The sequence below is a fragment of the Variovorax paradoxus EPS genome, assembly GCF_000184745.1.
Taxonomy (GTDB): domain Bacteria; phylum Pseudomonadota; class Gammaproteobacteria; order Burkholderiales; family Burkholderiaceae_C; genus Variovorax; species Variovorax paradoxus_C.
On the sequence record NC_014931.1, the window covers coordinates 4,803,252 to 4,828,927 of the forward strand.

General features: G+C 67.4%; 24 protein-coding genes. 15 read left to right on the forward strand and 9 right to left on the reverse strand.

All coding sequences use genetic code 11. The annotated features are described in order from the left end of the window. Nucleotides 1-51 precede the first annotated feature (51 nt). Entirely contained in the window at nucleotides 52-1,071 is a 1,020-nt protein-coding gene (locus VARPA_RS22120; RefSeq protein WP_013542808.1) for a LysR family transcriptional regulator, read from the forward strand. Here the strand turns inward: VARPA_RS22120 and VARPA_RS22125 are convergent. From VARPA_RS22125 to VARPA_RS22145, 5 genes are all read right to left on the reverse strand, one after another. Continuing rightward, a complete protein-coding gene (locus VARPA_RS22125) occupies nucleotides 989-1,879 on the reverse strand; it encodes an ABC transporter permease subunit (protein WP_013542809.1) in 891 nt (296 codons plus the stop codon). The genes VARPA_RS22120 and VARPA_RS22125 overlap by 83 nt on opposite strands. Next, a complete protein-coding gene (locus VARPA_RS22130) occupies nucleotides 1,872-2,660 on the reverse strand; it encodes a taurine ABC transporter ATP-binding protein (RefSeq protein ID WP_013542810.1) in 789 nt (262 codons plus the stop codon). Before VARPA_RS22130 ends, VARPA_RS22125 begins: the two co-directional genes overlap by 8 nt. A gap of 18 nt (nucleotides 2,661-2,678) precedes the next feature. Next, nucleotides 2,679-3,689 carry a taurine ABC transporter substrate-binding protein gene (gene tauA / locus VARPA_RS22135; RefSeq protein ID WP_013542811.1) on the reverse strand — a complete coding sequence of 337 codons (1,011 nt, stop codon included), beginning with the start codon at nucleotides 3,687-3,689 and terminating at the stop codon, nucleotides 2,679-2,681. Between the two features lie 528 nt (nucleotides 3,690-4,217). Next, nucleotides 4,218-5,183 (reverse strand): IS110 family transposase, encoded by a 966-nt coding sequence (locus VARPA_RS22140; protein ID WP_013541048.1) that lies wholly within the window; start codon nucleotides 5,181-5,183, stop codon nucleotides 4,218-4,220. Nucleotides 5,184-5,829: 646 nt separating this feature from the next. Further along, complete coding sequence (locus VARPA_RS22145; RefSeq protein ID WP_013542812.1) at nucleotides 5,830-7,368, reverse strand: PLP-dependent aminotransferase family protein; 1,539 nt, start codon at nucleotides 7,366-7,368, stop codon at nucleotides 5,830-5,832. Nucleotides 7,369-7,521: 153 nt separating this feature from the next. Here VARPA_RS22145 and VARPA_RS22150 point away from each other — a divergent pair, with 153 nt between their 5' ends. The 10 genes from VARPA_RS22150 to VARPA_RS22195 all read left to right on the forward strand — a co-directional run bounded on the left by VARPA_RS22150 (nucleotide 7,522) and on the right by VARPA_RS22195 (nucleotide 18,512). Beyond that, nucleotides 7,522-7,929, forward strand: coding sequence for a nuclear transport factor 2 family protein (locus VARPA_RS22150; RefSeq protein ID WP_013542813.1), 408 nt, complete (start codon nucleotides 7,522-7,524; stop codon nucleotides 7,927-7,929). 113 nt (nucleotides 7,930-8,042) lie between these two features. Continuing rightward, a complete protein-coding gene (locus tag VARPA_RS22155) occupies nucleotides 8,043-9,455 on the forward strand; it encodes an NAD(P)/FAD-dependent oxidoreductase (protein ID WP_041943919.1) in 1,413 nt (470 codons plus the stop codon). 228 nt (nucleotides 9,456-9,683) lie between these two features. After that, on the forward strand, nucleotides 9,684-11,282 hold the full coding sequence (locus tag VARPA_RS22160) for an ABC transporter substrate-binding protein (RefSeq protein WP_013542815.1): 1,599 nt from the start codon (nucleotides 9,684-9,686) through the stop codon (nucleotides 11,280-11,282). Between the two features lie 10 nt (nucleotides 11,283-11,292). Continuing rightward, nucleotides 11,293-12,270, forward strand: coding sequence for an ABC transporter permease (locus VARPA_RS22165; RefSeq protein WP_013542816.1), 978 nt, complete (start codon nucleotides 11,293-11,295; stop codon nucleotides 12,268-12,270). Next, nucleotides 12,267-13,181: an ABC transporter permease gene (locus VARPA_RS22170; RefSeq protein ID WP_013542817.1), complete on the forward strand. Its 915-nt coding sequence runs from the start codon at nucleotides 12,267-12,269 to the stop codon at nucleotides 13,179-13,181. The genes VARPA_RS22165 and VARPA_RS22170 overlap by 4 nt, the downstream gene beginning before the upstream one ends. Beyond that, entirely contained in the window at nucleotides 13,181-14,245 is a 1,065-nt protein-coding gene (locus tag VARPA_RS22175) for an ABC transporter ATP-binding protein (protein WP_013542818.1), read from the forward strand. Before VARPA_RS22170 ends, VARPA_RS22175 begins: the two co-directional genes overlap by 1 nt. Next, nucleotides 14,242-15,279, forward strand: coding sequence for an ABC transporter ATP-binding protein (locus VARPA_RS22180; protein WP_013542819.1), 1,038 nt, complete (start codon nucleotides 14,242-14,244; stop codon nucleotides 15,277-15,279). The genes VARPA_RS22175 and VARPA_RS22180 overlap by 4 nt, the downstream gene beginning before the upstream one ends. Next, nucleotides 15,276-16,961: an amidohydrolase gene (locus tag VARPA_RS22185; protein WP_013542820.1), complete on the forward strand. Its 1,686-nt coding sequence runs from the start codon at nucleotides 15,276-15,278 to the stop codon at nucleotides 16,959-16,961. The genes VARPA_RS22180 and VARPA_RS22185 overlap by 4 nt, the downstream gene beginning before the upstream one ends. Before the next feature lie 16 nt (nucleotides 16,962-16,977). After that, nucleotides 16,978-17,982, forward strand: coding sequence for a CobW family GTP-binding protein (locus tag VARPA_RS22190; protein WP_013542821.1), 1,005 nt, complete (start codon nucleotides 16,978-16,980; stop codon nucleotides 17,980-17,982). Between the two features lie 56 nt (nucleotides 17,983-18,038). Beyond that, nucleotides 18,039-18,512 (forward strand): GNAT family N-acetyltransferase, encoded by a 474-nt coding sequence (locus tag VARPA_RS22195; protein WP_013542822.1) that lies wholly within the window; start codon nucleotides 18,039-18,041, stop codon nucleotides 18,510-18,512. A 6-nt stretch (nucleotides 18,513-18,518) separates the two neighbouring features. Here the strand turns inward: VARPA_RS22195 and VARPA_RS22200 are convergent, their stop codons facing one another. Together VARPA_RS22200 and VARPA_RS22205 are read right to left on the reverse strand one after the other, a co-directional pair. Continuing rightward, on the reverse strand, nucleotides 18,519-18,917 hold the full coding sequence (locus tag VARPA_RS22200) for a nuclear transport factor 2 family protein (RefSeq protein ID WP_013542823.1): 399 nt from the start codon (nucleotides 18,915-18,917) through the stop codon (nucleotides 18,519-18,521). Between the two features lie 50 nt (nucleotides 18,918-18,967). Further along, entirely contained in the window at nucleotides 18,968-19,306 is a 339-nt protein-coding gene (locus VARPA_RS22205) for a hypothetical protein (protein WP_013542824.1), read from the reverse strand. A 106-nt stretch (nucleotides 19,307-19,412) separates the two neighbouring features. Between VARPA_RS22205 and VARPA_RS22210 the strand changes: the two genes are divergently transcribed. From VARPA_RS22210 to VARPA_RS22225, 4 genes are read left to right on the forward strand one after another with little or no spacing between them, the layout of a single operon-like run. Then, nucleotides 19,413-20,633 (forward strand): hypothetical protein, encoded by a 1,221-nt coding sequence (locus VARPA_RS22210; RefSeq protein ID WP_041942998.1) that lies wholly within the window; start codon nucleotides 19,413-19,415, stop codon nucleotides 20,631-20,633. A 48-nt stretch (nucleotides 20,634-20,681) separates the two neighbouring features. Beyond that, nucleotides 20,682-21,359 (forward strand): PQQ-binding-like beta-propeller repeat protein, encoded by a 678-nt coding sequence (locus VARPA_RS22215; RefSeq protein WP_013542826.1) that lies wholly within the window; start codon nucleotides 20,682-20,684, stop codon nucleotides 21,357-21,359. Nucleotides 21,360-21,402: 43 nt separating this feature from the next. Next, nucleotides 21,403-22,212, forward strand: coding sequence for a DUF899 domain-containing protein (locus tag VARPA_RS22220; protein WP_013542827.1), 810 nt, complete (start codon nucleotides 21,403-21,405; stop codon nucleotides 22,210-22,212). A gap of 18 nt (nucleotides 22,213-22,230) precedes the next feature. Further along, nucleotides 22,231-22,875 carry a hypothetical protein gene (locus VARPA_RS22225; protein ID WP_013542828.1) on the forward strand — a complete coding sequence of 215 codons (645 nt, stop codon included), beginning with the start codon at nucleotides 22,231-22,233 and terminating at the stop codon, nucleotides 22,873-22,875. Nucleotides 22,876-23,005: 130 nt separating this feature from the next. Here VARPA_RS22225 and VARPA_RS22230 read toward each other — a convergent pair whose 3' ends face one another. Together VARPA_RS22230 and VARPA_RS22235 are read right to left on the reverse strand one after the other, a co-directional pair. Next, nucleotides 23,006-23,845, reverse strand: a complete 840-nt coding sequence (locus VARPA_RS22230) for an alpha/beta hydrolase (protein ID WP_013542830.1) — start codon at nucleotides 23,843-23,845, stop codon at nucleotides 23,006-23,008. 222 nt (nucleotides 23,846-24,067) lie between these two features. Beyond that, nucleotides 24,068-25,621: a serine hydrolase domain-containing protein gene (locus tag VARPA_RS22235; RefSeq protein WP_041943922.1), complete on the reverse strand. Its 1,554-nt coding sequence runs from the start codon at nucleotides 25,619-25,621 to the stop codon at nucleotides 24,068-24,070. Nucleotides 25,622-25,676 lie beyond the last annotated feature (55 nt).

The window sequence follows — 25,676 nt, forward strand, 5'->3', positions numbered from 1 at the left end:
GGTGGCCTGCGGCCCGATGCATCGAGTTCGAAGCTGAAACGATCGCCCACCATGGACGGCCTCGACCTCATCAAAACCTTTCGCGAAGTTGCCTTCCGCCGCAGCTTCTCCCGCGCCGCCGATTCGCTCGGCATGTCCAAGGCCACGGTCAGCCGCTATGTGGCCGAGCTCGAAACGCGCAGCGGCGTGCGACTGCTCAATCGCTCCACCCGCTCGCTGAGCCTCACCGATGCCGGGCAGGTGCTGCTCGATCGCAGCACCGAGCTGGTGGCAATGGCCGAGAACACGCTCAACGACCTGCAGGCGCACGGCTCGCACCCCAGGGGTCGCCTCCGCATGAGCGCGCCGAACGGGATGATCGCGGGTTGGCTCTCGGATGTGATGGCCGCGTTCATCAACCTCTATCCCGACGTGTACGTGAGCCTGGTGTTCACCAACCGCGACATCGACCTGATCGAGGAAGGCATCGACATCCACCTGACGGGTGGGCGCATCGACGACATGAACCTGATCGTGCGCCGGCTGGTGCAGTACGACATGGTGGTGTGCGCTTCGCCGGCCTATTGGGCGCGGCGCGGCATTCCGCAGGTGCCCGAGGACGTGGGCCGCCACGACATCCTGAGCTATGCGTCGATGCCGACCACGCACCTGCCCTTCGAGACCGACGGCAGGCCGCACGAGGTGGCGGTTCACAGCCGCATGGAGGCCAACGACGCGATGGCGCTCATCGAGCTGGCGCTGCGCGGCGTTGGCGTGGCCTATGTGCCGGAGCCGCTGGCGCAATCGCACCTGGAGCGCGGTGCGCTGGTGCCGGTGCTGCGCGAGCACATGCCGCGCGACCACTGGCTGTATGCGGCGTACTCGCAGCGCCGCCACAACAGCGCGGCGATGCGGGCGATGCTCGACTTCCTGGAGAAATCGATGGAGCCGCTGGGCGACCCGCCCACGATGCCGGCATCGCCACCGGCGTCACCGGTCTCGCCCCCTGTTACATGCGCCCTTTCCAGGGCACGAGACGTCGCTCGAGCCACCGCATCAGCAGGTCGAACAGATACGCCACCACGCCAATGACGATGATGCCCATGATGACGATGTCGGTGCGCAAAAAGTTCGACGCGTTCAGCACCATCTGACCGAGGCCCATGTTGGCCGCGACCATCTCGGCGGCCACCAGCGTGGTCCAGCCGAAGCCGATGGCGATGCGCATGCCCACGAGGATGTCGGGCAGTGCCGAGGGCAGGATGACGTGGCGAATCACCTGCATGTAGCTCGCGCCCATCGAATACGCGGCGTTGATCTGCTCTTGTGAAGCGCTGCGCATGCCCGAGCGCGCGGCCAGCGCCAGCGGCGCGAAGCAGCTCAGGAAGATCAGCAGCACCTTGGGCAGTTCGTCGATGCCGAACCAGATGATGATGAGCGGCAGGTACGCAAGCGGCGGCAGCGGCCGGTAGAACTCCAGCGGCGGATCGAAGATCCCGCGCCAGAAGCGGCTCATGCCCATCGCGATGCCGACCGGAATGGCGGTGGCGCACGCAAGAAAGAACGCCGAGAACACGCGGAACATGCTCGCGAGGAAGTGCTGCCACAGCGGCTTGTCGTTGGCCTGGCCGGTGAGGTATTCGTAGAACTGCTGGAACACCGCCTGTGGCGTCGGCAGGAAGAGCGGCTTGACCCAGCCCATGTTGGTCACGATGAACCACAGCGCGACCAGCGACACCACGGTGACCACGCTGATGACGACGCTGGAGCCCTCGCCCGGCACCTTGAAGGCGCTGGTCTTGAGCTTGGCGCCCGGTGCGGGCGGCGGCGTGGCTGCGGGCTTGGAAGGCGGCGTCATGGCGGCAACAACACTGGGCGATGCGATAGTGACCTCAGGCATGAGCGGCCTCGCGATGGTGAATGATCGACAAGACCTCCTCGCGCATGCGGATGAATTCGGGCTCCGACTTCACCTTGCGCGAATCGCCGTGCGAGAGGTACTGGCGCGAGAACGGCACGTTGTCGTAGACGTGCGAAATGCGCCCCGGGCTCGGGCTCATCACGATGAGGCGCGTCGCGAGGAACAGCGCCTCTTCCACCGAGTGCGTGATGAAGAACACCATCTTGTTCGACTTGGACCAGGCCTTGAGAAGGATCTCCTGCACCTGCTCGCGCGTGAACGCGTCGAGCGCGCCCATGGGCTCGTCCATCAGCAGCACGGCCGGGTCGCTGGCCAGCGCGCGCGCAATGCCCACGCGCTGCTGCATGCCGCCCGAGAGCTCGTACACCGCGCGATCCGCGTACTGCTGCAGGCCGACGAGCGCAAGTTTGTCTTCGGCGATGCGGTCGCGTTCGGCCTTGCCCGTGCCGGCCAGGCGCAGGCCCAGCGCCACGTTGTCACGCACGTTGAGCCAGGGCATGAGCGCGTGCTTCTGGAACACGACGCCGCGGTCCGCACCGGGGCCGACGACGGGTTTGCCGTCCAGAAGAATCTCGCCGGTCGATGGCGGCAGGAAGCCCGCGATGCTGTTGAGCAGCGTCGTCTTGCCGCAGCCCGAAGCACCGAGCGCAACGACGAAATCGCCGTCGTGCATCGTGAGGTTGACGGGCGCCAGTGCCTGCAGCGTGCCGCCCTTGACGGCGTAGTTGACCGTGAGGTCGCGGATGTCGAGTGTGGGCATCGGATGTGCGCCCCGCTCTTACTTGCCCATCGCCTTGTCGACGTACACGGTGGTCACATAGGCGCCGTAGTCGGGCTTGACTTCCTGCACGCGACCCTGCTCCTTCAGGAACGCCGCCGTGCCCGCCATCGCCTTGGCCGCACCACCGCCCAGCCACGTGGGCGAGACCTGCTCGGCCATGGTCGGGAAGGTGTAGAGCGACATCGCCGCGCCCACGTCCTTCGGGTCGGCCTTTGTCCACTTGGCCATCGCCTTGGTCTGCGGCGAATCGGGCGTCCAGCTCTTGCCGGTGGCCTTGTATTCCTCGTTGGCGCGGTTCAGTGCTTTGACGAACGCGATCATGAAAGGCTCGTTGGCCGCGGCCCACTTGGCGTTGACGACGATGCCCTCGAAGGTGGGCGCGCCGCGCTTTCCGATGCTGCCCGAGGTGGCGATGGTCTTGCCCGAGCCCTTGATCTTGGAGAGCACCGGGTCCCAGATGAAAGTGGCGTCGATGTCGCCGCGCTCCCATGCGGCGGCGATCTCGGGCGGGCGCATGTTCATCACGTTGACGCTCTTGGGGTCGACGCCGTCCATCTTCATGCCGGCCATGAGCTGGTAGTGCGCGGTCGACACGAAAGGCGTGGCGACCTTCTTGCCGGCCAGGTCCTTCATGCTGTTGATGCCCGAAGCGTTGCGGGCGATGAGCGCCTCGGCGTTGGCGATGTCCGCCGAGATCCAGAAGAGCTTGATGTCCTGGCCCTGGCTGGCTGCCGCGGTGAGCGGGCTGGAGCCGGTCTCGCCCATCTGTACATCGCCCGAGGCCATCGCGCGGATGACGTCGCCGCCCCCGGAGAACATGCGCCAGTTGATCTTGTAGCCGGTGGCTTTTTCTACCTCGCCGGATTCCATGACGAGGCGCAGGGGGACGAGCATGTCCTGGTGGGCGAAGGTCACCTCCTTGGCTTGCTGTGCGGAGGAGATGCCGCAGAGCGTGAGGGTGGCGGCCAGGATGGCGAGTTGGAGGGGGAGACGGCGGGACGTGGTCATCGGGTTTCTCCAATTGAGTGAATCGGAGCGACTTTGCACTTAACGCGTGCGGCCAGGAAGTACCAGCGAGGTTGGGGGGATGGAGCCAGCTTGTCCGTGAATACCCTTGTTGTGGTGCATATGGCACTCAGACGGGGCGTTCTTGCTGCCCCCGCGGCGCTGGCTGGGCTTTGAGTTACTTGCTTTCTTTTGCTTTCCGAGGCCGGGTCTCGCCCCGGCAGGCGACCTACTTTTCTTTGCTTCGCCAAAGAAAGGTAGGCAAAAGAAAGGCGACCCTGCTGTCTGCGACCCTACGCTTCGCTTCGGGCAACCTGCGGTGCTCACGTTCCGCGGGGTCTCGCCCAAACTCGCTTCGCTCAAACAAGGGCGAGCCCTGATCCGCGAAACGCTCCGCTCCTCGGCGCATACAGAAGGGCTTGGGAACCGACACGCCATCGCTGCGCTCGGCTGCTCAACACCTCACGAGCCTTTGCTTCGCTCGGCTTGGATTGGCTCCCTCCCCTTCCGGGAGAGCAACCGTGTCAATACCTACCGAGCAATCGGGTCAGTGCGCCAGGGCTGCTCGGACTTGAGCATGGCGTTGAGAATGACGAGCAGCTTGCGCATGCAGGCGGTGATGGCAACCTTGAAGGGCTTGCCGGCAGCGCGCAGGCGCTCGTACATCGCCTTGATCACGGGGTTGCATCGCGCTGCGCTGAGCGCGGCCATGTACAGCACGCAGCGCACGTCTGCGCGCCCGCCCTGGATGTACCTCTGGCCACGGCGCTTGCCGCTGTCGTCGGCAAACGGGGCGACGCCCGCCAGCGCAGCGATGCGCTTTCTCTCCAGCGTGCCCAGCTCGGGCATGCGGCTGAGCAAGGTGGTGATCGTCACCCGTCCCACGCCCGGCACGCTGTCCAGAAGGTCGTATTTGGGCCGATACAGAGGCGAGTCCTTCAAGCGCCCGTCCAGGTCACGCTCGATCTGCCTGATGCGTGCATCGAGCCACGCGATGTGCTCGCGCACGCTCTTGCGCGCAACCGGCTTGACCGTGGTCAGGCGCGCCTTCTCCTGCGCTCGCATCGCCACCAGTTGCGCGCGCCGGTCCACCAGCTCGGTAAGTTCCTGCTGCGCCTCGTCAGGCAGTGCATGCACCTGCGGGCGCATGCGTTGGGCAAATACCGCAAGCACCTGCGCGTCCAGCTTGTCGGTCTTGGCCAGGATGCCCGCGGCGCGGGCAAAGTCGCGCACCCGCTTCGGATTGACCACCGCCACGGGAACGCCGGCCAGGCACAACTGGCTTGCCAGCGCAGTTTCAAAGCCACCCGTGGCTTCCAGCACCACCAGCGTGGGTCGCAGCCGTTTGAGTTGCTCCACGAGAACGGCACGGGCACCATCCTCGTTGTCCACGCGCAAAGCAAATGCACTGGCTTCACCTGCAGCCAAGGCGGGCACTTGTGCCACGTCCAGCCAGGCCTTGCATACGTCGATACCGATAAAGATTTCGTCGTTCATGACACAGCGCCCTTCCTTGTGTTCGATGCGGTCTCTCAGACCTCACAACCGTTCGGGCTGTCTGTTCACTACGAACCGAGGTCGGCCGGCACGACCCTCGCTCCCCCTCGGTATGACCATGAAGGCCTACCCTGGGTCGATCGGCCTGTGCCGGCCAAGCGCTACTTTGCTACATACAAGGGTTGGGGTGGGGGCACGCGGCGCTCGATGAGGCGCAGCTGTGCAGCGAGCGCCGTCGTGCCCCCATCCCAGCCTTCCCCCGGGAGGGGAAGGAGCAATGCATCAGGCCCGGTGTCGCATGTCTTGTCTTTCTCCCTCCCCTCCCGGGGGAGAGTCGGGGCGGGGGCACCACGGCCGAGCGAAGCAAAGGCCCGACTGCAAGCCGAGCAAAGCGATGGCCCGTTCGGTATCCACCCCCTTCTGGCTGCGCCGAGGAGCGCAGCGGTTCGCGGATCAGGGCTCGCAGCTGTTTGAGCGAAGCGAGTTCTGCGAGACCCCGCGAACCGCGAGCACCGCAGGTTGCCCGCAGCGAAGCGAAGGGTCGCAGACAGCAGGGTCGCCTTTTCTTTGCTTACGTTCTTTTGGCGAAGCAAAAGAAAGTAAGTCGCCCGCCGGGGCGAGACCCGGCCTCGGAAAAAAACTTAGATCAATGCGTACGAAACCCAGCGGTTCTCTTCTCGCCGCGCGCCAAAGCCAGCTCCTCGACCGCCATCCCTAGCGCACGGATACCAGCCGGAATTTGTGAAGCCGCAATGGACGAAAGCCGTAGCCGAAAGAACGGGCATGGATAAGGCGGCCGTGCAAAGAACACATCACCCGCTTCAATCAGCACCCCATGGCTCCGAGCCATAAGAGACAGCTCCGTCGCATCCACCCAGGTAGGCGCCTGAACCCAAATGGACGCTCCCCCAGAAGGCAGCCGGAACTCGAAATCCGGCAAATGATCCCGCAGCGCCTGCGCAGCAATAGCCAGCCTCTCCTGCATCGCATGGTTCACCCGCCGCGCATGCGACTCGTGATGCCCCAGCGAAAGAAACAGCGCATACGCGTGCTGCAAAAACGCACTCGGATGCCGCACCATCGCATGCCGAATCACCCTCAGTTCCTTGATCAACGCCCGAGGCGCCACGATGAACCCCAGCCTCAGCGCCGGCGACAGGCTCTTCGACACTGACCCCACATAGATCACCCGACCAGTCTTGTCCAAGCTCTTGAGTGCAGGCATCGGCGCGCCTTCGTACAGGTTCTCCGCCTCGTAGTCGTCCTCGATGATCACGAAGTCCTGCAACTCGGCCTTCCGCAGCAGCCACTGCCGTCTTTCCAGGCTCAGCGTCGCAGTCGTCGGGCTCTGGTGCGAGGGCGTGACGAACAGGTAATCGGCGGCGGGCAGCGCATCGACCACGAGCCCGTCTTCATCGACATCCACTTCCACCCACTTCGGCTGCCGCAGCGAGAAGCTGTTGCGCGCATGCGGGTGGCCGGGTTCTTCCAGGCCGACGCGCGTCTGCTCGTCGAACAGCGCCTCGGCCAAAAGGTAGTACGCGTGCTGCGCACCCATGGTCACGAGGATCTCTTCCTTCAGCGCGAACACGCCGCGCTTGGGCAGCAGGCGCGTGCGGATCTGCTCGATGAGGTCGGGCACGTCGTCGGTTTCGAAATCGGGCGTCCAGTGCGGCAATTGCGACCTCGCCAAGCTGCGCGCGCAGCATTCGCGAAAGTCTTCGGTCGGAAATAACTGTGGGTCGTAGTTGCCGTAGACAAACGGGTATGGGTAGTCGCGCCACCGGTCGGGCTTGGAGAGCGTGGGCTTGTCGACCAGCGAGCGCAGCACGCGGTGCGACCAGTCGGGCGGCTGGCTCGCCTGCCCGCTGCGGCCGACCAGCGGCTCGGCATGCACCGCAGTGAGCGGGCGCGCGTTGTGCGCCACGAATACGCCGCTGCGCGGTCGCGCTTCCAGAAAACCTTCATCGATCAGTTGCAGGTACGCCGAGGTGACGGTGTTGCGGCTCAACCCGAGCAGCGCCGCCAGTTCGCGCGATGACGGCAGCGGCGCACCGGGCGCGAGGTGCTCTTCGAGGATGGCCTGCACCACGGCGGTTCGCAGGCGCGCCTGCAGCGGCAGCGCCGGTTGGTCGGGCAGCGCAAAAAGCTGCGCCCACTGGGTGGATCGCGGGTTCGAGGGCATGGTGCGCCGCAGTTTAGGACAGGCACTCCCTTCGTGGTGCCCCGGCAATGCCCGATGGTGCTCTGGCTCGGTCGAATCACCCCATCTGGCCCTATCGCGCCGCCACCCGGCTGCCTACGCTTGTGCCATTCATTTCCGCTCCGGAGTTCCCGCGTGACCGCCCAACCTTCTTCTTCCTCAGTGACCACCGACACCCTCGCCGCCTTCAGCGACGCCTGGAACCGCCACGACATCGACGCGCTGATGAGTTTCATGACGCCGGACTGCATCTTCCAGACGGCCGCCGGACCCGACGCCTGCGGCGCCCGCCACGTAGGCACGGAAGCGGTGCGCAAGGCCTTCGCGGGCGCCTGGCAGGCGGTGCCCGATGCGCAGTGGGTCAACGGCCAGCATTTCGTGCACGGCGACTTCGGCACCTCGCAATGGACCTTCACCGGCACCGCAGCCGACGGCAGCCGCATCGAGACGGACGGCATCGATGTCTTCACCTTCAGGGACGGAAAGATCCACCTGAAGAACGTGTTCCGCAAGGCCCGGCCGAACCTGCCTGCGGCGAAGTAGCTGGGCGGCAACGACCCGCCTTCCTCACCTGGAGCCCTCTCATGACCATCGCAGCAGGGACCACCCGATTCACCAGTGACGCCAGCGCCGCGACCATCGACGGCGCCGCCCCCATGCAACCACCGCAAGACCCGTTTCGCCCCTACGACCCGCAATACGACCCGCTGCTCGCGCCCGACCCGGGCGCGGGCCGCGCGTACGCACCCACCTGGTGGGTGGCGAGTGCGGGCACGCCGCCCGAAGACGACGGCCCCTTGCTGAACGACATCGACGTGGACGTGGCCATCATCGGCTCGGGCGCCACGGGCATGGCGACGGCGCTGTACCTCGCGGAGGAACACGGCATCAAGGCCACGGTGCTCGAAGCCAATCAGGCGGCGTGGGGGTGCTCCAGCCGCAGCGGCGGCCAGGGCCAGAACGCGAGCGGGCGCCTGAAGCGCTCGCAGTGGATCGAACGCTGGGGCCTGGACACCGCGAAGAAGCTCGATGCCGAGATCCGCAAGGGCTTCGAGAACTTCCGCCACCTCACGACGCAGATCGATTGCGATGCCTTCGATGGCGGCCATCTCTATCTTGCGCACCGGCCCGAGAAACTGGTCGGCCTGGAAGCCGAGGCCCGCCTGATGCGCGAGACCTTCGGCTACGCGACCCGCATGATGGGCACCGAGGAACTGCGGCGCGACTACTGCGACGAGCGCGAGGCCAAGGGCGCGATGTTCGAGGCCGAAGGCGTGGGCATCCATCCGCTGAAGTTCACCTTCGGGCTGATGCGCCGGGCGCGCGCGCTGGGCGTGACGGTGCACACCTCCAGCCCGGTGCAGGGCTGGCACACCATCGACGGCGTGCACCATCTGCGCACGCCCGCCGGCACGGTGCGCGCGCGCCGCGTGGCGGTGTGCACCGGCGGCTACACGGGGCAGGCGCTGAGCCCGATGCTCAAGAACCGGATCATGCCGATCCTCTCGAATTCGGTGGTGACGCGGCCACTCAGCGATGCGGAGCTGGCCGCGACCAACTTCAAGTCGCACACCTTCCTCACGGACACACGCACGCTGCGCTTCTACTACCGGCTGCTCAAGGGCAACCGGCTGCAGATCGGCAGCCGCAGCGCGGTGAGCGGCGCCGATGCCGAAGACCCGGTGCACCTGAAGCTGCTGACCGATGCGATCGCGCGCAAGTTTCCGCCGCTCACCGACATCCGCATCGACTACTCGTGGTGGGGCTGGGTCGACATGAGCCACGACATGATGCCGCGCATCACGCAGCCCGATGCGGCCAAGAAGATCTGGTACGCGGTGGGTTACGGCGGCAACGGCGTGTCGTTCTCGACATGGGCGGGCAAGCGGCTCGCCGAGCGCGTGGCGGGCAAGGATGCGGGGCAGGACGTGTTGGAGCTCCCGATCTACCACTCGCCGCTGCCGTTCCCGAACGTGATGGGGCTGGTGGAGTCGCGCGCGTTCGCGCCATTCCGGCGCATCGGGCAGCGCGCGCTCTACAAGTGGTATTGGCTGCGCGACGAGAAGTAGGAAAAGTAGACAAGCAAGCAATCAAGGAGCGCCGAGCCGCGCACCGCCCGCGCGCATTCACCGAAGTGGCGCATGCCGCTGGTGCACAACGGGGCAAACCCGTGGCTTCTGGCCCTGCGAGTCGCGCGCAATTGGCTCTTCGTCCCTGCGCGGCCAGCGCCTATCTTCGACGCCAAGGCCCAAGCGGCCGAAGCCTGTTGCCTGTGTCGAACTTCCTGAGGTCCCGCCATGTCCCTTCCCCGTTTCACGCGCCGTGCCACCCTGCTCTCGGCCGCCTCGGTGGCCGCGAGCACGCTGCTCCCGCTGCCCGCATCGGCCGCTGATGAACCCAAGCGCGGCGGCACGCTGGTGATCGGCAGCACGCAGACGCCACGGCACCTGAACGGCGCGGTGCAGTCGGGCATTGCGACCGCGATGCCTTCCACGCAGATCTTCGCAAGCCCGCTGCGCTTCGACGACAAGTGGAACCCGCAGCCGTACCTGGCCGAATCGTGGAAGCTCGCCGACGACGGCAAGTCGCTCACGCTCAAGCTGCGCAAGGACGCGGTGTTCCATGACGGCAAGCCGGTCACCTCGGCCGACGTGGCGTTCTCGGTGATGGCCATCAAGGCGAACCATCCGTTCACCACCATGCTCGGCCCGGTCGAGAAGGTGGAGACGCCCGATGCGCAAACGGCCATCATCCGCATGAGCGTGCCGCACCCGGCCATCGTGCTGGCGATGTCGCCGGCGCTGTGCCCCATTCTTCCCAAGCACATCTACGGCGACGGGCAGGACCTGAAGAACCATCCGCGCAACACGACCGACGTGGTGGGCTCGGGCCCGTTCCGCGTGACGGAGTTCAAGCCGGCGCAGCGCATCGTGCTGGAGCGCTTCGACAAGTTCTTCCTGGCCGGCAAGCCCTACCTGGACAAGGTGATCGTCAACGTCACGCCCGACATGGCGAGCCTCATGCTCGGCCTGGAGCGCGGCGACATCCAGATGCTGCCCTTCGCCACGCTGCCCACCGACCTGCGCCGCATGGCGACCGACCCGAAGGTGTCGCTCACGCCCAAGGGCTACGACGGCATCGGCGCGCTCAACTGGCTGGCCTTCAACACGGCGAAGAAGCCGCTCTCGGACGTGCAGGTGCGCAAGGCCATCGCGACGGCCATCGACAAGAACTTCATCGCCAAGGCGCTCATGGGCGGCTTCGCGACCGTCTCCGACGGCCCGCTGGTGGCCGCGAGCCCCTTCGCGGTGAACGACCTCGTGCGCTATCCGCTCGACCTGAAGAAGGCCGCCGAGATGCTCGATGCGGCGGGCTACAAGGCCGGCGCGAACGGCGAGCGCTTCAAGCTCACCATCGACTACCTGCCGGGCGCCGACGACCAGCAGAAGAACGTGGCCGAATACATCCGCGGCCAGCTCAAGAAGGTGGGCATCACGGTGGAGGTACGCGCCTCGGCCGACTTTCCGGCATGGGCCAAGCGCCTGGCCTCGCACGACTTCGACATGTCGATGGACCTGGTGTTCAACTGGGGCGACCCGATCATCGGCGTGCACCGCACGTACCTGTCGACCAACATCAAGCCGATCGTGTGGACCAACACGCAGTCGTATGCCAACCCGAAGGTCGACGAGCTGCTCAATACCGCCGGCGGCCTGATCGACGCGACCCAGCGCAAGGCCTACTACGCGACCTTCCAGAAGATCGTGACGGACGACCTGCCGATCGAGTTCATCAACCAGGTGCCCTACCACACCATCGCGAGCAAGAAGCTGGGCAACGTGCCCGCCACCATCTGGGGGCCGCTCTCGCCGATGGACGAGGTCTACTTCAAGTAGGGCGGGCGCGATGGGCACGCTTCGCTACGCCGCCTCGCGACTGCTCCAGGCCATCGGCCTGGTGCTCGCGGTGGTGGTGCTCAATTTCGTGCTGGTGCACGCCGCGCCGGGCGACCCGGTGGAAACCATCGCCGGGGCCAGCGGCGGCATGTCGCCCGAACTCATGGCGCAACTGCGCACGCAGTACGGGCTCGATCAATCGCTGCCGGTGCAACTGGGCGTTTACCTCGGCAAGGTGGTGCGGGGCGACCTGGGCTACTCGTACTTCTTCAACCTGCCGGTGACGGCCATGATCGCCGAGCGCGTGCCGGCCACGCTGCTGCTGGTGCTCAGCTCGGTGCTGCTGGCCTTCTTCGCGGGCACGGCGCTCGGGGTGCTGTCGTCGCGCAAACCCAACGGCTGGCTCTCGCAGTTAATCACGGTGCTGTCGCTGGTGGGGTTCGCGGCGCCGGTGTTCTGGCTGGGCATCATGCTGGTGATCCTGCTGGCGTCGGTGTTCCCGATTCTTCCGGTGGCAGGCATGCGCTCCATCGATTCCACCGGCGGCGGCGGACTGAAGGACGTGCTCGACGTGGCGCATCACCTGGTGCTGCCCACGCTCACGCTGAGCCTGGTCTATCTCGCGCAGTACAGCCGCCTCGCGCGCTCCTCGATGCTCGACGTGCTGGGCTCGGACTTCATCCGCACCGCGCGTGCCAAGGGCCTGGCCGAACGGATGGTGCTCTACAAGCATGCGCTGCGCAATGCGCTGCTGCCGGTGGTCACGGTGCTGGGGCTGCAGTTCGGCAACGTGCTGGCCGGCGCCATCCTGGTGGAGACGGTGTTCAACTGGCCGGGCCTCGGCCGGCTGGCCTTCGAGTCGGTGCTGCGGCGCGACTACCCGACCATCCTGGGCGTGCTGTTGTTCTCCTCGGTCGTGGTGGTGGTGATGAACCAGCTCACCGACCTCTGCTATCGCTTCATCGACCCGAGGATCAAGGCCTCATGAGCAAGGTGATCACGATGCCTTCTGTCGCCGCATCTTCAAAGCCCACCAAGGCCGCGCCCGTGGTGCGGGTGGAGCACCCGGGCACGGAAGCGATGCGCATGTTCCTGCGCAACCCCGCCGCCATCGCCGGCATGGTCATGCTGGTGTTGATGCTGGCGGTGGCCATCGCCGGGCCCTGGCTCTATCCGGCCGATCCGTTCGAGATCAAGACCGCGCCGCTCACGCCGCCCTTCAGCGAAGACGCGTGGCTGGGCAGCGACTACCTCGGGCGCGACGTGCTCACCGCGCTCATCTACGGCGGGCGCGCCACGCTGCTGGTGGGCGCGGTGGCCGCGCTGCTGTCGGTGGTGATCGGCATCACGCTCGGCGCCTTCGCGGGCTACTACGGCGGCAAGGTCGATGCGGCGCTGATGAAGCTCACCGAGTTCTTCCAGGTGCTGCCCGCGTTGCTGTTCGCGATGGTGGTGGTCACGCTCTTCTCGCCCACGCTGGTGACGGTGACGCTGGCCATCGGCATCGTGAGCTGGACCGGCACCGCGCGCCTCACGCGCGCCGAGTTCATGAAGTACCGCGGGCTGGAGTTCGTGCGCGCCGAGCGGGCCATTGGCGCGCGCGACGCACGCATCATCTGGAAGGTGATTCTGCCGAATGCATTGCCGCCGCTGGTGGTGTCGGCCACGCTGGCCATCGGCGCGGCCATCCTGTTCGAAGCGGGCCTGTCGTTCCTCGGCCTGGGCGACCCGAACCAGATGAGCTGGGGTCTCATGATCGGCTCGAGCCGGCAGTACGTGCTCTCGTGCTGGTGGGCAGTGGCCTTTCCGGGCGCGGCAATTTTCATCACCGTGCTGGCCGTCAGCCTCATCGGCGACGGGCTGAACGATGCCCTCAACCCCAAGCTGAGGGAACGCTGATGGCATCGGGTAACGACAACAACAACGACGACGCATTGCTCCGCGTGCAGGACCTGCACGTCGAGTTCAAGACCCGGCGCGGCCAGGCGCTGGTGCTCAACGGGGTCGACTTCGAGATCCGCGCCGGCGAAACGCTGTGCGTGGTCGGCGAGTCGGGCTGCGGCAAGAGCATGACGGCACTGGCGCTGCTGCGGCTCATTCCCTCGCCGCCAGGGCGCATTCGCGACGGCCGCGTGCTGTTCCAGGGCGAAGACCTGGTGCAGGCAAGCGACGCGCGCATGCGCGAGGTGCGCGGCAACCGCATCTCGATGATCTTCCAGGAGCCGATGACCTCTCTGAACCCGGTGTTCACGGTGGGCGACCAGATCGGCGAATCGCTGCAGCTGCATGCCGGCATGAACGCGCGCGAGGCGCGCCAGCGCGCCATCGAGATGCTGCGCCAGGTGGGCATTCCGGCACCCGAGCGGCGCGTGGACGAGTACCCGCACCAGCTCTCCGGCGGCATGCGCCAGCGCGTGATGATCGCCATGGCGCTGGCCTGCCGGCCCGACATCCTCATTGCCGACGAGCCCACCACCGCGCTGGACGTGACGGTGCAGGCGCAGATCTTCGACCTGCTGCGCGAGCTGCAGCGCGAGAAGGGCACGGCCATCATGTTCATCACGCACGACATGGGCGCGGTCGCCGAGATGGCCGACCGCGTGATGGTGATGTACGCCGGCCGCGTCATCGAACAGGGCACCACCGAACAGGTGCTGTCCGAGCCCGGCCACCCCTACACGCGCGGCCTCATCGACTGCCTGCCCGAGCTCGGCAGCAGCGCGGCCCGGGAAGGCGACGTGCGCGAAGACCTCGCCGAGATCGCGGGCGTGGTGCCCTCGATCTGGGAACTGGGCACGGGATGCGCCTTTCGCGAGCGCTGCCCGCGCGCCATGGAGCGCTGCGCGGCCGAGGTGCCGCCGATGTTCGCGGTGACTGGCGAAGTGGCGGCCGGCACGCCGCATGGCGCTGCCTGCTGGCTGCATGCCGAGGCGCTCGCAGAGCGCGAAAGGGAGGCCGCATGACATTCATCGGCAAGACCGACACGCTGCTCTCGGTCGAAGACCTGAAGGTGCACTTTCCGCGCGGCAAGTCCGGCTGGGGCCGCACGCCCGAGGTGGTGAAGGCGGTAGACGGTGTGTCGTTCGCGGTGCGCCGCGGCAGCACGCTCGCGGTGGTGGGCGAATCGGGCTCGGGCAAGACGACGACCGCGCTGGCGGTGATGCGACTCGCGCCCGTCACCTCGGGCCGCATGCAGCTGGGCGACACCGACCTGGGCGCGCTGCAGGGCGAGGCGCTGCGGCAGGCGCGCACGCGCATGCAGATCATTTTTCAAGACCCGTTCTCCTCGCTCAACCCGCGCGAGCGCGCGGGCGCGGCAGTGCGTGCGCCGCTGGACCTGATGCGCGTCGGCACGCCCGAGGAACGCACCCGCCGCGTGGCGGAACTCTTCGAGGCCGTAGGCCTTCGGCCCGAGCAGCAGCACCTGTTTCCGCACCAGTTCTCGGGCGGGCAGCGCCAGCGCATCAACATCGCGCGGGCGCTGGCCACCAACCCCGAACTGGTGGTGTGCGACGAGCCGGTGTCGGCGCTGGACATCGCGATCCGCGCGCAGATCCTCAACCTGCTCGCGCGGCTGCAGCGCGAGCTGGGGCTGACCTATCTTTTCATCTCGCACGACATGGCGGTGGTGGAACACATCTGCGACGACATCGCTGTGATGTACCTCGGCCAGATCGTCGAGCGCGCGCCGCGGCGCAGCTTCTTCGCGCGGCCGCTGCATCCGTACAGCGTGGCGCTGATGTCGGCCGTGCCAACGGTCAGTGGCGGGCGCCGCCGCGCGGCGAACCGCATCAAGCTGAGCGGCGATCCGCCGAGCCCCATCGATCCGCCGAAGGGCTGCCGCTTCGCCGGGCGCTGCCCCGTGGCAGAGCCGGCCTGCGCGGCCGAGCTGCCGCCGCTGCGCGAGGTCGCGCCCGATCACTGGGTGCGCTGCAGGCGCGTCGACGTCGTCGACGAACAGCCGCGCCCTCCTCTTTCGATTCCAGAGTCGCCATGAGCCCCAACAACGCAACCACCACCACCGTCTATCCCGCCCGCAAGATCATCACCATGAACCCGATGCAGCCGCACGCCACCCACGTGGCGGTGCGCGACGGGCGCGTGCTGGCCGTCGGCACGCTCGCGGACATGCAGGCCTGGGGCGCGTTCACGCTGGACGAGCGCTTTGCCGGCAAGGTGCTGATGCCCGGCCTCGTGGAAGGCCACTGCCACCTGAAGGAAGGCAGCATGTGGGACTGGACGTACCTCGGCTGGTTCGACCGCCGCGACCCCGCGGGCAAGGTGTGGAGCGGCCTGCGCTCCATGGACGAAGTCGTGGCGCGCCTCACCGAGGTGGCCGCGAAGATGACCGCCGAAGGCGTGCCCGACACCGAGCCACTGATCGCCTGGGGGTTCGACCCGATCTACTTCGGCGGCGAGCGCATGACCGTGCGGCACGTGGACCGCGCGAGCGCCACGCGCCCCATCGTCATCGGCCATGCCAACGGCCACCTGATGAACGTGAACAGCGCGATGCTGCGCATCGCCGAGATCACGCGCGACAACGAAGTCGAGGGCGTGGTCAAGTTCGCGGAAGGGCCGAGCGAAGGCGAACCCACCGGCGAGCTGCAGGAGCCGGCCGCCATGTTCCTGGTGCTGCGCAAGATCGGCAACGCCGGCCTGCTCGCGCCGATGACCGAGGCCGGCGTGCGCTCCTTCGCGAAGCTGGCCTGCCTGCAGGGCGTGACGACCGCGACCGACCTGGTGAACAAGCTCACGCCCGAAGACTGCGGCGTGCTGGAGACGACGACCGGCGACGACGGATTCGGCGTGCGCATCCTCCCCGCATTCCAGGCCTTTCACGGCACGCATGGCGCGGCGCTTGGCGCGGAGCACGTGAAGAGCCTCGTGCCGCGCAACACCGACCGCCTGCGCTACGGCCTCGTGAAGATGATGCTCGACGGCTCGATCCAGGGGTTTTCGGCGCGGCTGCGCTGGCCGGGGCATTTCAACGGTGCGCCCAACGGCATCTGGGTCACGGCGCCCGCGCAGTACGAGGCCGACTTCGAGACCTACCACCGCGCCGGCCTCACCATCCACACGCACACCAACGGCGACGAGGCGAGCGAGGTCGCCATCGATGCCATCGAACGCGTGCTCACGCGTGCGCCGCGGCCCGACCACCGCCACACGCTGCAGCACGGCCAGATGATCGATGCGCCGCTGTTCCGCCGCATGGCGTCGCTCGGCCTGTGCGCCAACCTTTTCGCCAACCACATCTGGTACTGGGGCGACCAGCACTACGAAATGACCATGGGCCCCGACCGCGCCAACCGGCTCGATGCCTGCGGCAGCGCGCTGGCCGCGGGCGTGCCGCTGGCCATTCACTCCGATGCGCCGGTCACGCCGCTCGGGCCACTCTTCACCGCGTGGTGCGCGGTGAACCGTGTCACGCCCAAGGGCCGGCTGCTGGGCGAGGCCGAACGCATCACGGTGGCAGAGGCGCTACGCGCCATCACGCTCGGCGCGGCCTGGACGCTGAAGCTGGACGGCGAGATCGGCAGCATCGAGTGCGGCAAGCGCGCCGATTTCTGCGTGCTCGAAGACGACCCGCTCGAGATGGACCCGATGGCCCTGAAGGATGCGCGCGTGTGGGGCACCGTGCTCTCGGGCCGCGTCTTCAAGGCGCAATACGCTTGAACGGGGCGCACGCGTGATGCCGACAAGAAAGCGCCTGCCGTTCACCGTCATCGGCGGCTTCCTGGGCGCCGGCAAGACCACGCTGCTCAACCGCTGGCTGCGCGAGGCGAAGGGCCTGCGCATGGCGGTGCTGGTGAACGACTTCGGCGCGCTCAACATCGATGCGGACCTCATCGCCGCCACGCACGGCGACACGCTCGCGCTGACCAACGGCTGCGTGTGCTGCCAGATCGGCGACGACCTGGGCCGCGCGCTGGTCGATGTGATCGAGGCGACGACGCCGTTCGACGCGGTGGTGATCGAGGCGAGCGGCGTGTCGGACCCCTGGCGCATCGCGCAGATCGGCATGGCCGCGCCGGAGCTGAGCCTGGAGGGCGTGATCGTGCTGGTCGATGCCAGCGCCGCGGCGCGGCAGTCGCGCGACCCGCTGCTGGCGGACACGCTGGCGCGGCAGCTGAAGTCGGCCGACCTGGTGGTGGTCAACAAAATCGACCTGGCGAGCGAAACGGCTTTGGCCGAAGCGCGGGCCTGGGTGGACGCCACCGCGCCAGGAACGCCGTGCATCCAGACCGCGCAATCGACCGTGCCGCTGTCGCTGTTGAGCGGCCTGGCGTTGCCTCCCACTGCGCACGCGGCCGCTCATGCCTGCGGTCCCGGCTGCGACCATCACGACCATCACGACCATCACGACCATCACGACCACCATGATCATCACGGCCACGCGCCCGACCACGGCGCGCTGTTCGCGACCTGGAGCGCGCAACCCGAGGCGGTCATTCCCGCCGCCGCGTTGCGCACCTGGCTGCGCGAGGTGCCCGCCGGCGTGCTGCGGCTCAAGGGCGTGCTGCGAACCGGCCATGGCGCGAGTGGCGGCGACGAATGGTCGGAGGTGCAGTTCGCGGGCCGCCATGGCTCGCTGCGCAAGGCCGTGCCGCCGGACGACGCGCGCGCGGCCGTGGTGGCGATCGGGTTGCGCGAGCGGCTGCCAGAAGCGGCACTGAGCGATTTCTTCTCGCACTGAGCCCGGGGCCGTGTTGCAATCGCACGTTTTTTCAACAACGTGCAGGCAGCCGACGCATGACGACGACCTCTTCTTCCCCTCTTCTGATCCGCCCGCCGGTGCCCGATGACTACGCGGGCTGGAAGCCGCTCTGGGACGGCTACAACGCCTTCTATGGGCGCGAAGGTCCGACCGCATTGCCGGACGAAATCACACAGGTCACTTGGCAGCGCTTCTTCGATGCATACGAGCCGGTGCATGCGCTCGTCGCGGAGCGCGATGGCCAGCTCGTGGGGCTCACGCACTACCTCTTTCACCGCAGCATGACGCGCATCGAGCCGACCTGCTACCTGTCGGACCTGTTCACGCTGTCATCGGAGCGCGGCCAGGGTGTCGGCCGGCAATTGATCGAGGGCGTGTACGCGCATGTGAAACGCGTGGGCGGCCACCGCGTCTACTGGCAGACGCATGTGACCAACACAGCGGGGCGCACGCTCTACGACAAGGTGGCCACGCACGACGGGTTCATCGTGTACGGCACGCTGGTCTGAGGAAGACTAGGAGAGGGACGACGCGGCCTGCAGCATCGCGCCCATCTTCTCGTGGATCAGGTTCACTGCCTTCAGGGGCCGCAGCATCACCTTGAATTCGGTGATCAGGCCCGCGTCGTTCCACTTGATCATGTCGACGCCGTTGACCGAGATGCCGTCGATCTCGACTTCGAATTCGAGTACCGCATCGCGCTCGCTCTTCAACTCTCGCACGTAGCGGAAGCTCTCGTTGAAGAACACATGAAACGCCGCGCCCAGGTATTTGGCGGTGATGGCCTTGCCCAGCTGCGGCTTGTGCACCACGGGCGAGAGGAAGACGGCGTCGTCGTCCAAGAGGGCATCGAGCCCCTTGGCGTCATGCGATTTCACGAGCTGGTGCCAGGTGGCGAGGGTGTCGATCGGCATCAAGGGTCTCCTCAAGCAATGGTGCGGGAGAGTCTATCCGTCGGACCGGATCAGTACTTGATGGTGACGCCCGCCTTCACCCCGTTGTTGGACTTGCCGTCGGAAGTGACGCCGCCGTTGAACGACAGGCTACCGCCCGTGCTCCCGCCGAGCGAGTAGACCGGCCGCGGCATGGAGGTGTCGGTGCCGATGTACGTGCCGCTGCCGTCGGGCCGCTGCACGCCGACGGTCGCGCCCTTGGTGTAGGCCGAGGTTTCGGTCGAGTTGACGTTGGGGGCGACGTAGACGGTGCCCTTGTCGCTGCTGTCGATCGGCACCTTCACCTCTTCCGCGGCGGCGAACGAAGACCACGCGACCACGCTCACGCCCACAAGGATCAGTTTGTTCATGCGGCGATCCTGCGGACCATGCCGCGAGATCCGTGTAGGACAGGAGGAAGCATGCCGGCCGGACATGGAGGCCGATGGCGCCCCTGCCGGTGTAGCCTCGGCCCTCATGGACTCCCTGATCGCCGCCTCCGCACGCGCCCTCGCCGGCGGGGATGCGCTCGGCGCGCTCAAGCGCGTCGCGCTGCGCGACGACCCGCCCGCGCTGGCCCTGCGCGGCATCGCGATGGCGCAGCTCGGCGAGCACCCGCGCGCACGCGAACTGCTGCGCCGCGCTGCGCGTGCCTTCGGCGCGCACGAAGAACTGGCCCGCGCGCGCTGCATCGTCGCCGAGGCCGAAGTGGCGATGGCGATGCGCGACCTGGGCGGCACGCCACGCGCGCTCGCAGCGGCCGCAGCCACGCTCGAAGCGCACGACGATTTCGCCAACGCGCGGCAGGCGCGGCTGATCGCGGCGCGCCGGCTGCTGCTGCTCGGGCGCCTTGACGAGGCCGCCGCCGCGCTGGCGTTGCTCGACGGCCAGGCGCTGTCGCCGCCGCTCGCGGCAGTGGCCGAACTCACCGCAGCGGAACTCGCGTTGCGCTCGCTGCGCATCGGCCCCGCGCGTGCCTCGCTCGCCCGTGCGCACGAAGCGGCCGGGCGCGCCCGCGTGCCGGCGCTCGCGGCCGAGGTGGCGGAAGCGCTGGCCGCGCTCGACCGCCCCGCCGCACGACGGCTCTTTCCCGGCGGCGAGCAGGCGCTACAGCTGGACGAAGTCGCCGACCTCCTGGCCTCGGATGCGCTGGTGGTCGACGCCTGCCGACGCAGCGTCGGCGCCGGCGATGCATGGCGGCCGCTTGCGCGCCGGCCCGTTCTCTTCGCGCTGGCGCGTGCGCTCGCGGAAGCCTGGCCCGGCGATGTCGAGCGCGAGACGCTGATCGCCTACGCCTTCAACACCCGCCACCCCGACGAAACGCTGCGCGCGCGATTGCGCGTCGAGATCGGCCGACTGCGCGCTCTCGTCGCGGCAGAGGCCGGCATCGAGGCCACCGCGCGCGGCTTCGCCCTCAAGCCGCGCGATGGGCGCGAGGTGGTGCTGCTGGCACCGCCCATCGACGGTGAACAGGGCGCGCTGGTGGCGCTGCTTTCCGACGGCGCGGCGTGGTCGACCTCCGCCCTCGCACTCGCCCTGGACGCCAGCCAGCGCACCGTGCAGCGCGCGCTCGCCGAACTGGAGGCCGAGGGGCGCGTGCGCGCCATCGGCCGGGCGCGGGCGCAGCGCTGGCTCGCACCGCCGCTCGCGGGATTCACGACGATCTTGTTACTCCCCTCTTCGCTGCCGATTGCCTAAAGTTGTCTCCAAGGCGCCGATCCGCGGTGCCTCCCCAAGGAGCCAACGATGAACAGCAAGAAAGACAGCAGCAGCACCCAGTCCGCCGTGCGCATGGCCGAGGTCGTGCGCGAGTACGGTCCCTTCGACGGCGTCGACAAGGTGGGCGGCGTGACGCACGACGGCCAGCGCGTCTGGGCCGCCACCGGCGCCCGGCTGATCGCCTTCGACCCCAAAAGCGGCGAACAGACCCGCACGCTGGACCGCGCCGCCGACGCCGGCACCGCCTTCGACGGCAAGCACCTCTACCAGATCGCCGAGGAGCGCATCGACAAGATCGACCCCGCCACCGGCGACGTGCTGAAGTCGATTCCCGCGCCCGGCCACGGCGCCGACTCGGGCCTCACCTGGGCCGAGGGCAGCCTCTGGGTGGGCCAGTACCGCGACCGCAAGATCCACCAGATCGACCCCGCCACCGGCGCGGTGCTGCGCACCATCGAATCGAACCGCTTCGTGACCGGCGTGACCTGGGTCGACGGCCAGCTGTGGCACGCCACCTGGGAGGGCGACGAGAGCGAACTGCGTCACATCGATCCCCGAAGCGGCGCCGTGCTCGACCGGCTGGAAATGCCGCGCGGCGTGAACATCAGCGGGCTCGAGTCCGACGGGGCCGACCTCTTCTATTGCGGTGGCGGCGGCACCGGAAAAATCCGCGCCGTGCGCCGTCCGAAATCCGCCCGGGCCTGAACACAGGCCTTCGCACTCCCCACTCACTCAAGGAGAACACACCATGAACACCGCCGTTGCAGAAGAGCCCAGCAGCCTGAAGAACCACCCCGTCGTGTCGAAGGACCGATGGCTCGCCCAGCGCAAGGCGCTGCTGGCGCGCGAGAAGGAACTCACGCACCTGCGCGACCAGATCGCCCGCGAGCGCCGCGCCATGCCGTGGACACGCGTCGAGAAGAACTACAGCTTCGACACACCCGAAGGCCCACGCAAGCTCGCCGATCTCTTCGAGGGCCGCCGCCAACTGGTGGTGCAGCACTTCATGCTCGGCCCAGACTGGGAGCAAGGCTGCCCGAGCTGCTCGTACATGGCCGATCACATTGCGGGCATGCAGGTGCACCTGGAACACCGCGACGTGACGCTGCTGGTCGTCTCGCGCGCGCCGCTGGCCGAGATCGAGCGCTTTCGCGAACGCATGGGCTGGCAGTTCAAGTGGGTGTCGGCGCACGACAGCGACTTCAACTACGACTTCGGGGTGAGCTTCAAGCCAGAAGCGTGGGCCGAGGGCAAGGGCGAGGTCTACTACAACTACAGCGTGCGGCCCTTCCCCGCGCAGGAGGCGCCCGGCATCAGCGTGTTCTACAAGGACGATGCGGGCGAGGTCTTCCACACCTACTCGACCTACGAGCGCGGCGTCGAAGTGATGATGGGCACGTACAACCTGCTCGATCTCACGCCCAAGGGGCGTGACGAGCCCAACCCGGTCTACGCGATGGATTGGGTGCGGCATCACGACCGCTACGAGCCGCAGCCGGTGGCTGCGAAGCCCGCTGCAGGTTCGTGCTGCCACGGCAACGACCACGGCAACCACTGAACGCGTGGAGACGATGCCATGGCAGCCGCGGACCTCTGGCCATGGCTCGCGGTCGCGGGGGTCGGCGCCCTTCACGGGCTGAACCCCGCGACCGGCTGGATGCTGGCCGCCGCGTGGGGCGTGCGCTCGGGTGATCGGGCACAGGCGCTGCGGGCACTGATGCCGATCGCTGTCGGGCATGCGGCATCGATCGGGCTGGTCGCCGGCGCGGTGGCGTTCGGCCTCGCGATGGACCGCGTAGCAATGCAGGTGCTGGCCGGTGGACTGTTCGTCGCAGCCGCGGTGCTTCACCTCTGGCGCCGGACGCCCACGGCTGCGCGTGCGCCGGCAGGGCACGCCGGGCTGGCGCTCTGGTCTTTCATGATGTCCACCGCGCACGGAGCGGGGTTGATGCTGGTGCCGGCGTTGATTCCGCTGTGCATGACAGATGGCGCGGGCCAGCAGATCGCCGCATCCGACTCACTGATGCTCGCGTTCGCGGCGGTGGGTGTTCACACGGCGGCGATGCTCGTCGTTACGGGCTTGATCGCCAGCGGGGTTTGCCGTGGTTTCGATGCAGGTGCGTGCTGGCTGCGGAGCTTCTACTTGCGCACGCGCCCGCGCTTGAATCGCAAGAACATGCCGATCGCGAGAGCCGTCAGTATTCCGCCCAGGATGAACTGACCGACGATCGCGGCCAGCGCGGCACCGGAGATCAATCCGAGGCCGATTGCGCCATCCACCAGGTGGAGGAATCCCTCCAGCTTGCCGGGGCGTTGAAACTTCATCGCGGTGCTCTCGAATCGGAAGGCAGCTACGCCGCCTTCGGCTCCGGCAATATCGCCGTCAACGCGAAGTCGATCAGCCGCAGCCACGTCTCTTCGAGCCCCATGATGTTGTAGTGGTCCGACCCCGGAACGGTCTCCACGGACACCGGCGTCGGCCATGCCGCGATGAGTTTCTGCGAACGCTCGGGCAGCACGACATCGTCGCGCTCGGCCAGCAGCACCTGGGTCTTGGCTGCGACCTCCGCGCAGTGCGTGAGCGAGTCGAAGCGGTTGCGCAGCAGCAGCGACAGCGGCACGAGCGGAAAGCGCTTCTTCGCCACTTCGAGCATCGAGTCGTAGGGCGTGACCAGTTGCAGGCTCGCGAATTCCTGCCGCGCCACGAGCTGGATGGCCACGCCCGTGCCGAGGCTGCGGCCGACGACGTGCAGCCGCGCATTCGGGAAGGCGCGGCGCAGGTGCTTCGCGAACTGCGCGCCGTCTTCGACCGAGGCGATTTCCGAAGGGTGGCCTTGCGAGTCGGCCACGCCGCGGTAGTTGATCGCGGCGAAGCCGAAGCCTTCCGGCAGCCAGTGCAAGGTCTGCGCGGTGGCGCGAACGTCTTCGCTGCGGCCCGCGAAATAGATGAACAGGTCCTGCACCGCGTCTTCGCCCTGGGGGTGGTAGACATAGCCGCGGACCATGCCGCCCGGCACCGTGTGCGAATAGGTGGAAAAGTCATCCGAAAGCTGGACGACCGGGTGCTTGCGGGCATTGAAGAGGATGTGCCCCTGCCGCGTGGCAAGAAGGGTCCAGTAGGCGGCGAGGCTGCCGATGGCGGCGGCCGAGACGGACAGCGCGATGCGGGCGACTTTGGCTTTGGAGAGCAAGGTTTTTTCCTGAGCAGCGAGGCAGGTGGCGCGAGGCCTGTGTTTCTGTACTTGAGCGGTGCCCTAGTTTCGCCTCGTTCCTGGGTGGGGTTGTGTCAGGATTTAGTTCCCCGGCGGGTGAGGCGTTTTCTTCTTCCTTTCGCTCGCCGATGGCATCCGGCCCGGTCGATGCGCGGCGAGCCGTCCGGCGCGAACATGCGCGCGGTTTCATCGCCTGCGCAGCTACTCCGCCGCCCTGCCCTGCATCTGCACCTTGAAGCCGCGGTTGTTCTCGAAGGCCACGTTCACTCGCTGCCCGTCGAAGCGCAGGGTGTACATCGTCACCTCGTCTTCGCCAAGCACGCGCGAGTCGATGCGAAAGCTCTGCGCGTCGAGCCAGTTGCCCTTGACCGCGACCGGCGCGTTGGGGGCCGTGTCGTTGACGCGGTAGAGGCCATCGAGCCCGATCGGTCCGGTGAAAGGCTGCGCGACCGCACCTGGGTCACGGCTGTCGAACACGATCTCGTAGGTCGGCGTGGCGGCCTTCAGGTCGAGCGTCAGGCGGCTCACGCCCAGCGCATTGCGATCGAACTGCCACACCTTGCCGGAAATCGCTGCCGCCAGCTCGGACGTGGGACCGACGGCACTCGGCTTTTCGATGGATGCATTGCGGATGCGGTCGGCCAGTTGCGCCTCTGCGGCGGTGTCCGCGGGCAAGGGCGAGGTCGAGCGCGCTGCGGCGGTGATCGCGTCGATGAGCGGCGGCAGCGGGAAGTTGCGCCGGCTGGTGGTGACGGCGACCACATCGACCTCGGGCAGCACGATGATCAGTTGCCGGTTGTAGCCCGCCGCGATGTAGGCGCGCTTTTCCGGAATCGTCCACCAGCCGTTGGCATAGCTGAACGCCGGCTTCGCGCCGAATCCCATGTCGACGGAGGCGCTGAACACCTTCTCCACCCATTCGGCGGGCAGCAGCTGCCGGCCCGCCCACTGGCCCTTGCGCAGGTAGAGGTAGCCGATCTTCGCCATGTCGCGCGGCTGCAGGTAGAGGCCGAAGCCGCCCGCTTCGATGCCCTGCGGGTCCTTGATCCAGCGCACGTCGGCGATGCCCAGCGGCTCGAACAGGCGCTTCTGCGCATAGGCCAGCGTGCTGCCGCCCGTCTTCTTCGCGACGATGGCCGACAGCAGGTGCGAGTTGCCGCTGTTGTAGTTGAAGCTGCTGCCGGGCGCCTGTGCCATCGGGCGGTCGAGCACAAAGCCCTGCCAGTCGCGGCTGCGGCGCATCTGGATCATGCTTTCGGGAATGCTGGCGTCGAGTTTTTCTTTCCAGTCGAGGCCCGAGGTCTGGTCGAGCAGGTTCCCGAGGGTGATCGACTTCTTGGCGGCATCAGCGTCGGCCACCGGGCGATCGGAAAAGAACTCGAGCACGGGCTGCTCGCGCGAGGCCAGCAGGCCGTCTTGAATCGCCATGCCGGTCAACGTGCCGACGACGGCCTTGGTGACGGAATTGACCGCGTGCTTGAGGCCCGCGCGATACGGCGCGTAGTAGGCCTCGGCGACCAGCTTGCCGTGGCGCGTGATGAGGATGCTGTCCAGGCTGTTCGCCTCGCCGCGTTCAACCAGCCTGGCGAGCGCCGCCGAGTCCATGCCCTGCGCTTCGGGCGTGCTCGCGGCCCAACCGGCTGTGGGCCACGCGGCGGGCTCATCGGCCCATGCGGACTTGAACGGCATGGCCGCGAACAGCAATGCGGTTGCGAGATGGGCCAGTGAAGAATCGATCTTTCGGTGCATGCGCATCGCCGGTCTCCGCGGTTGTGTGGCGGCGATCATATCGACGCACTCCTTGAGCGCA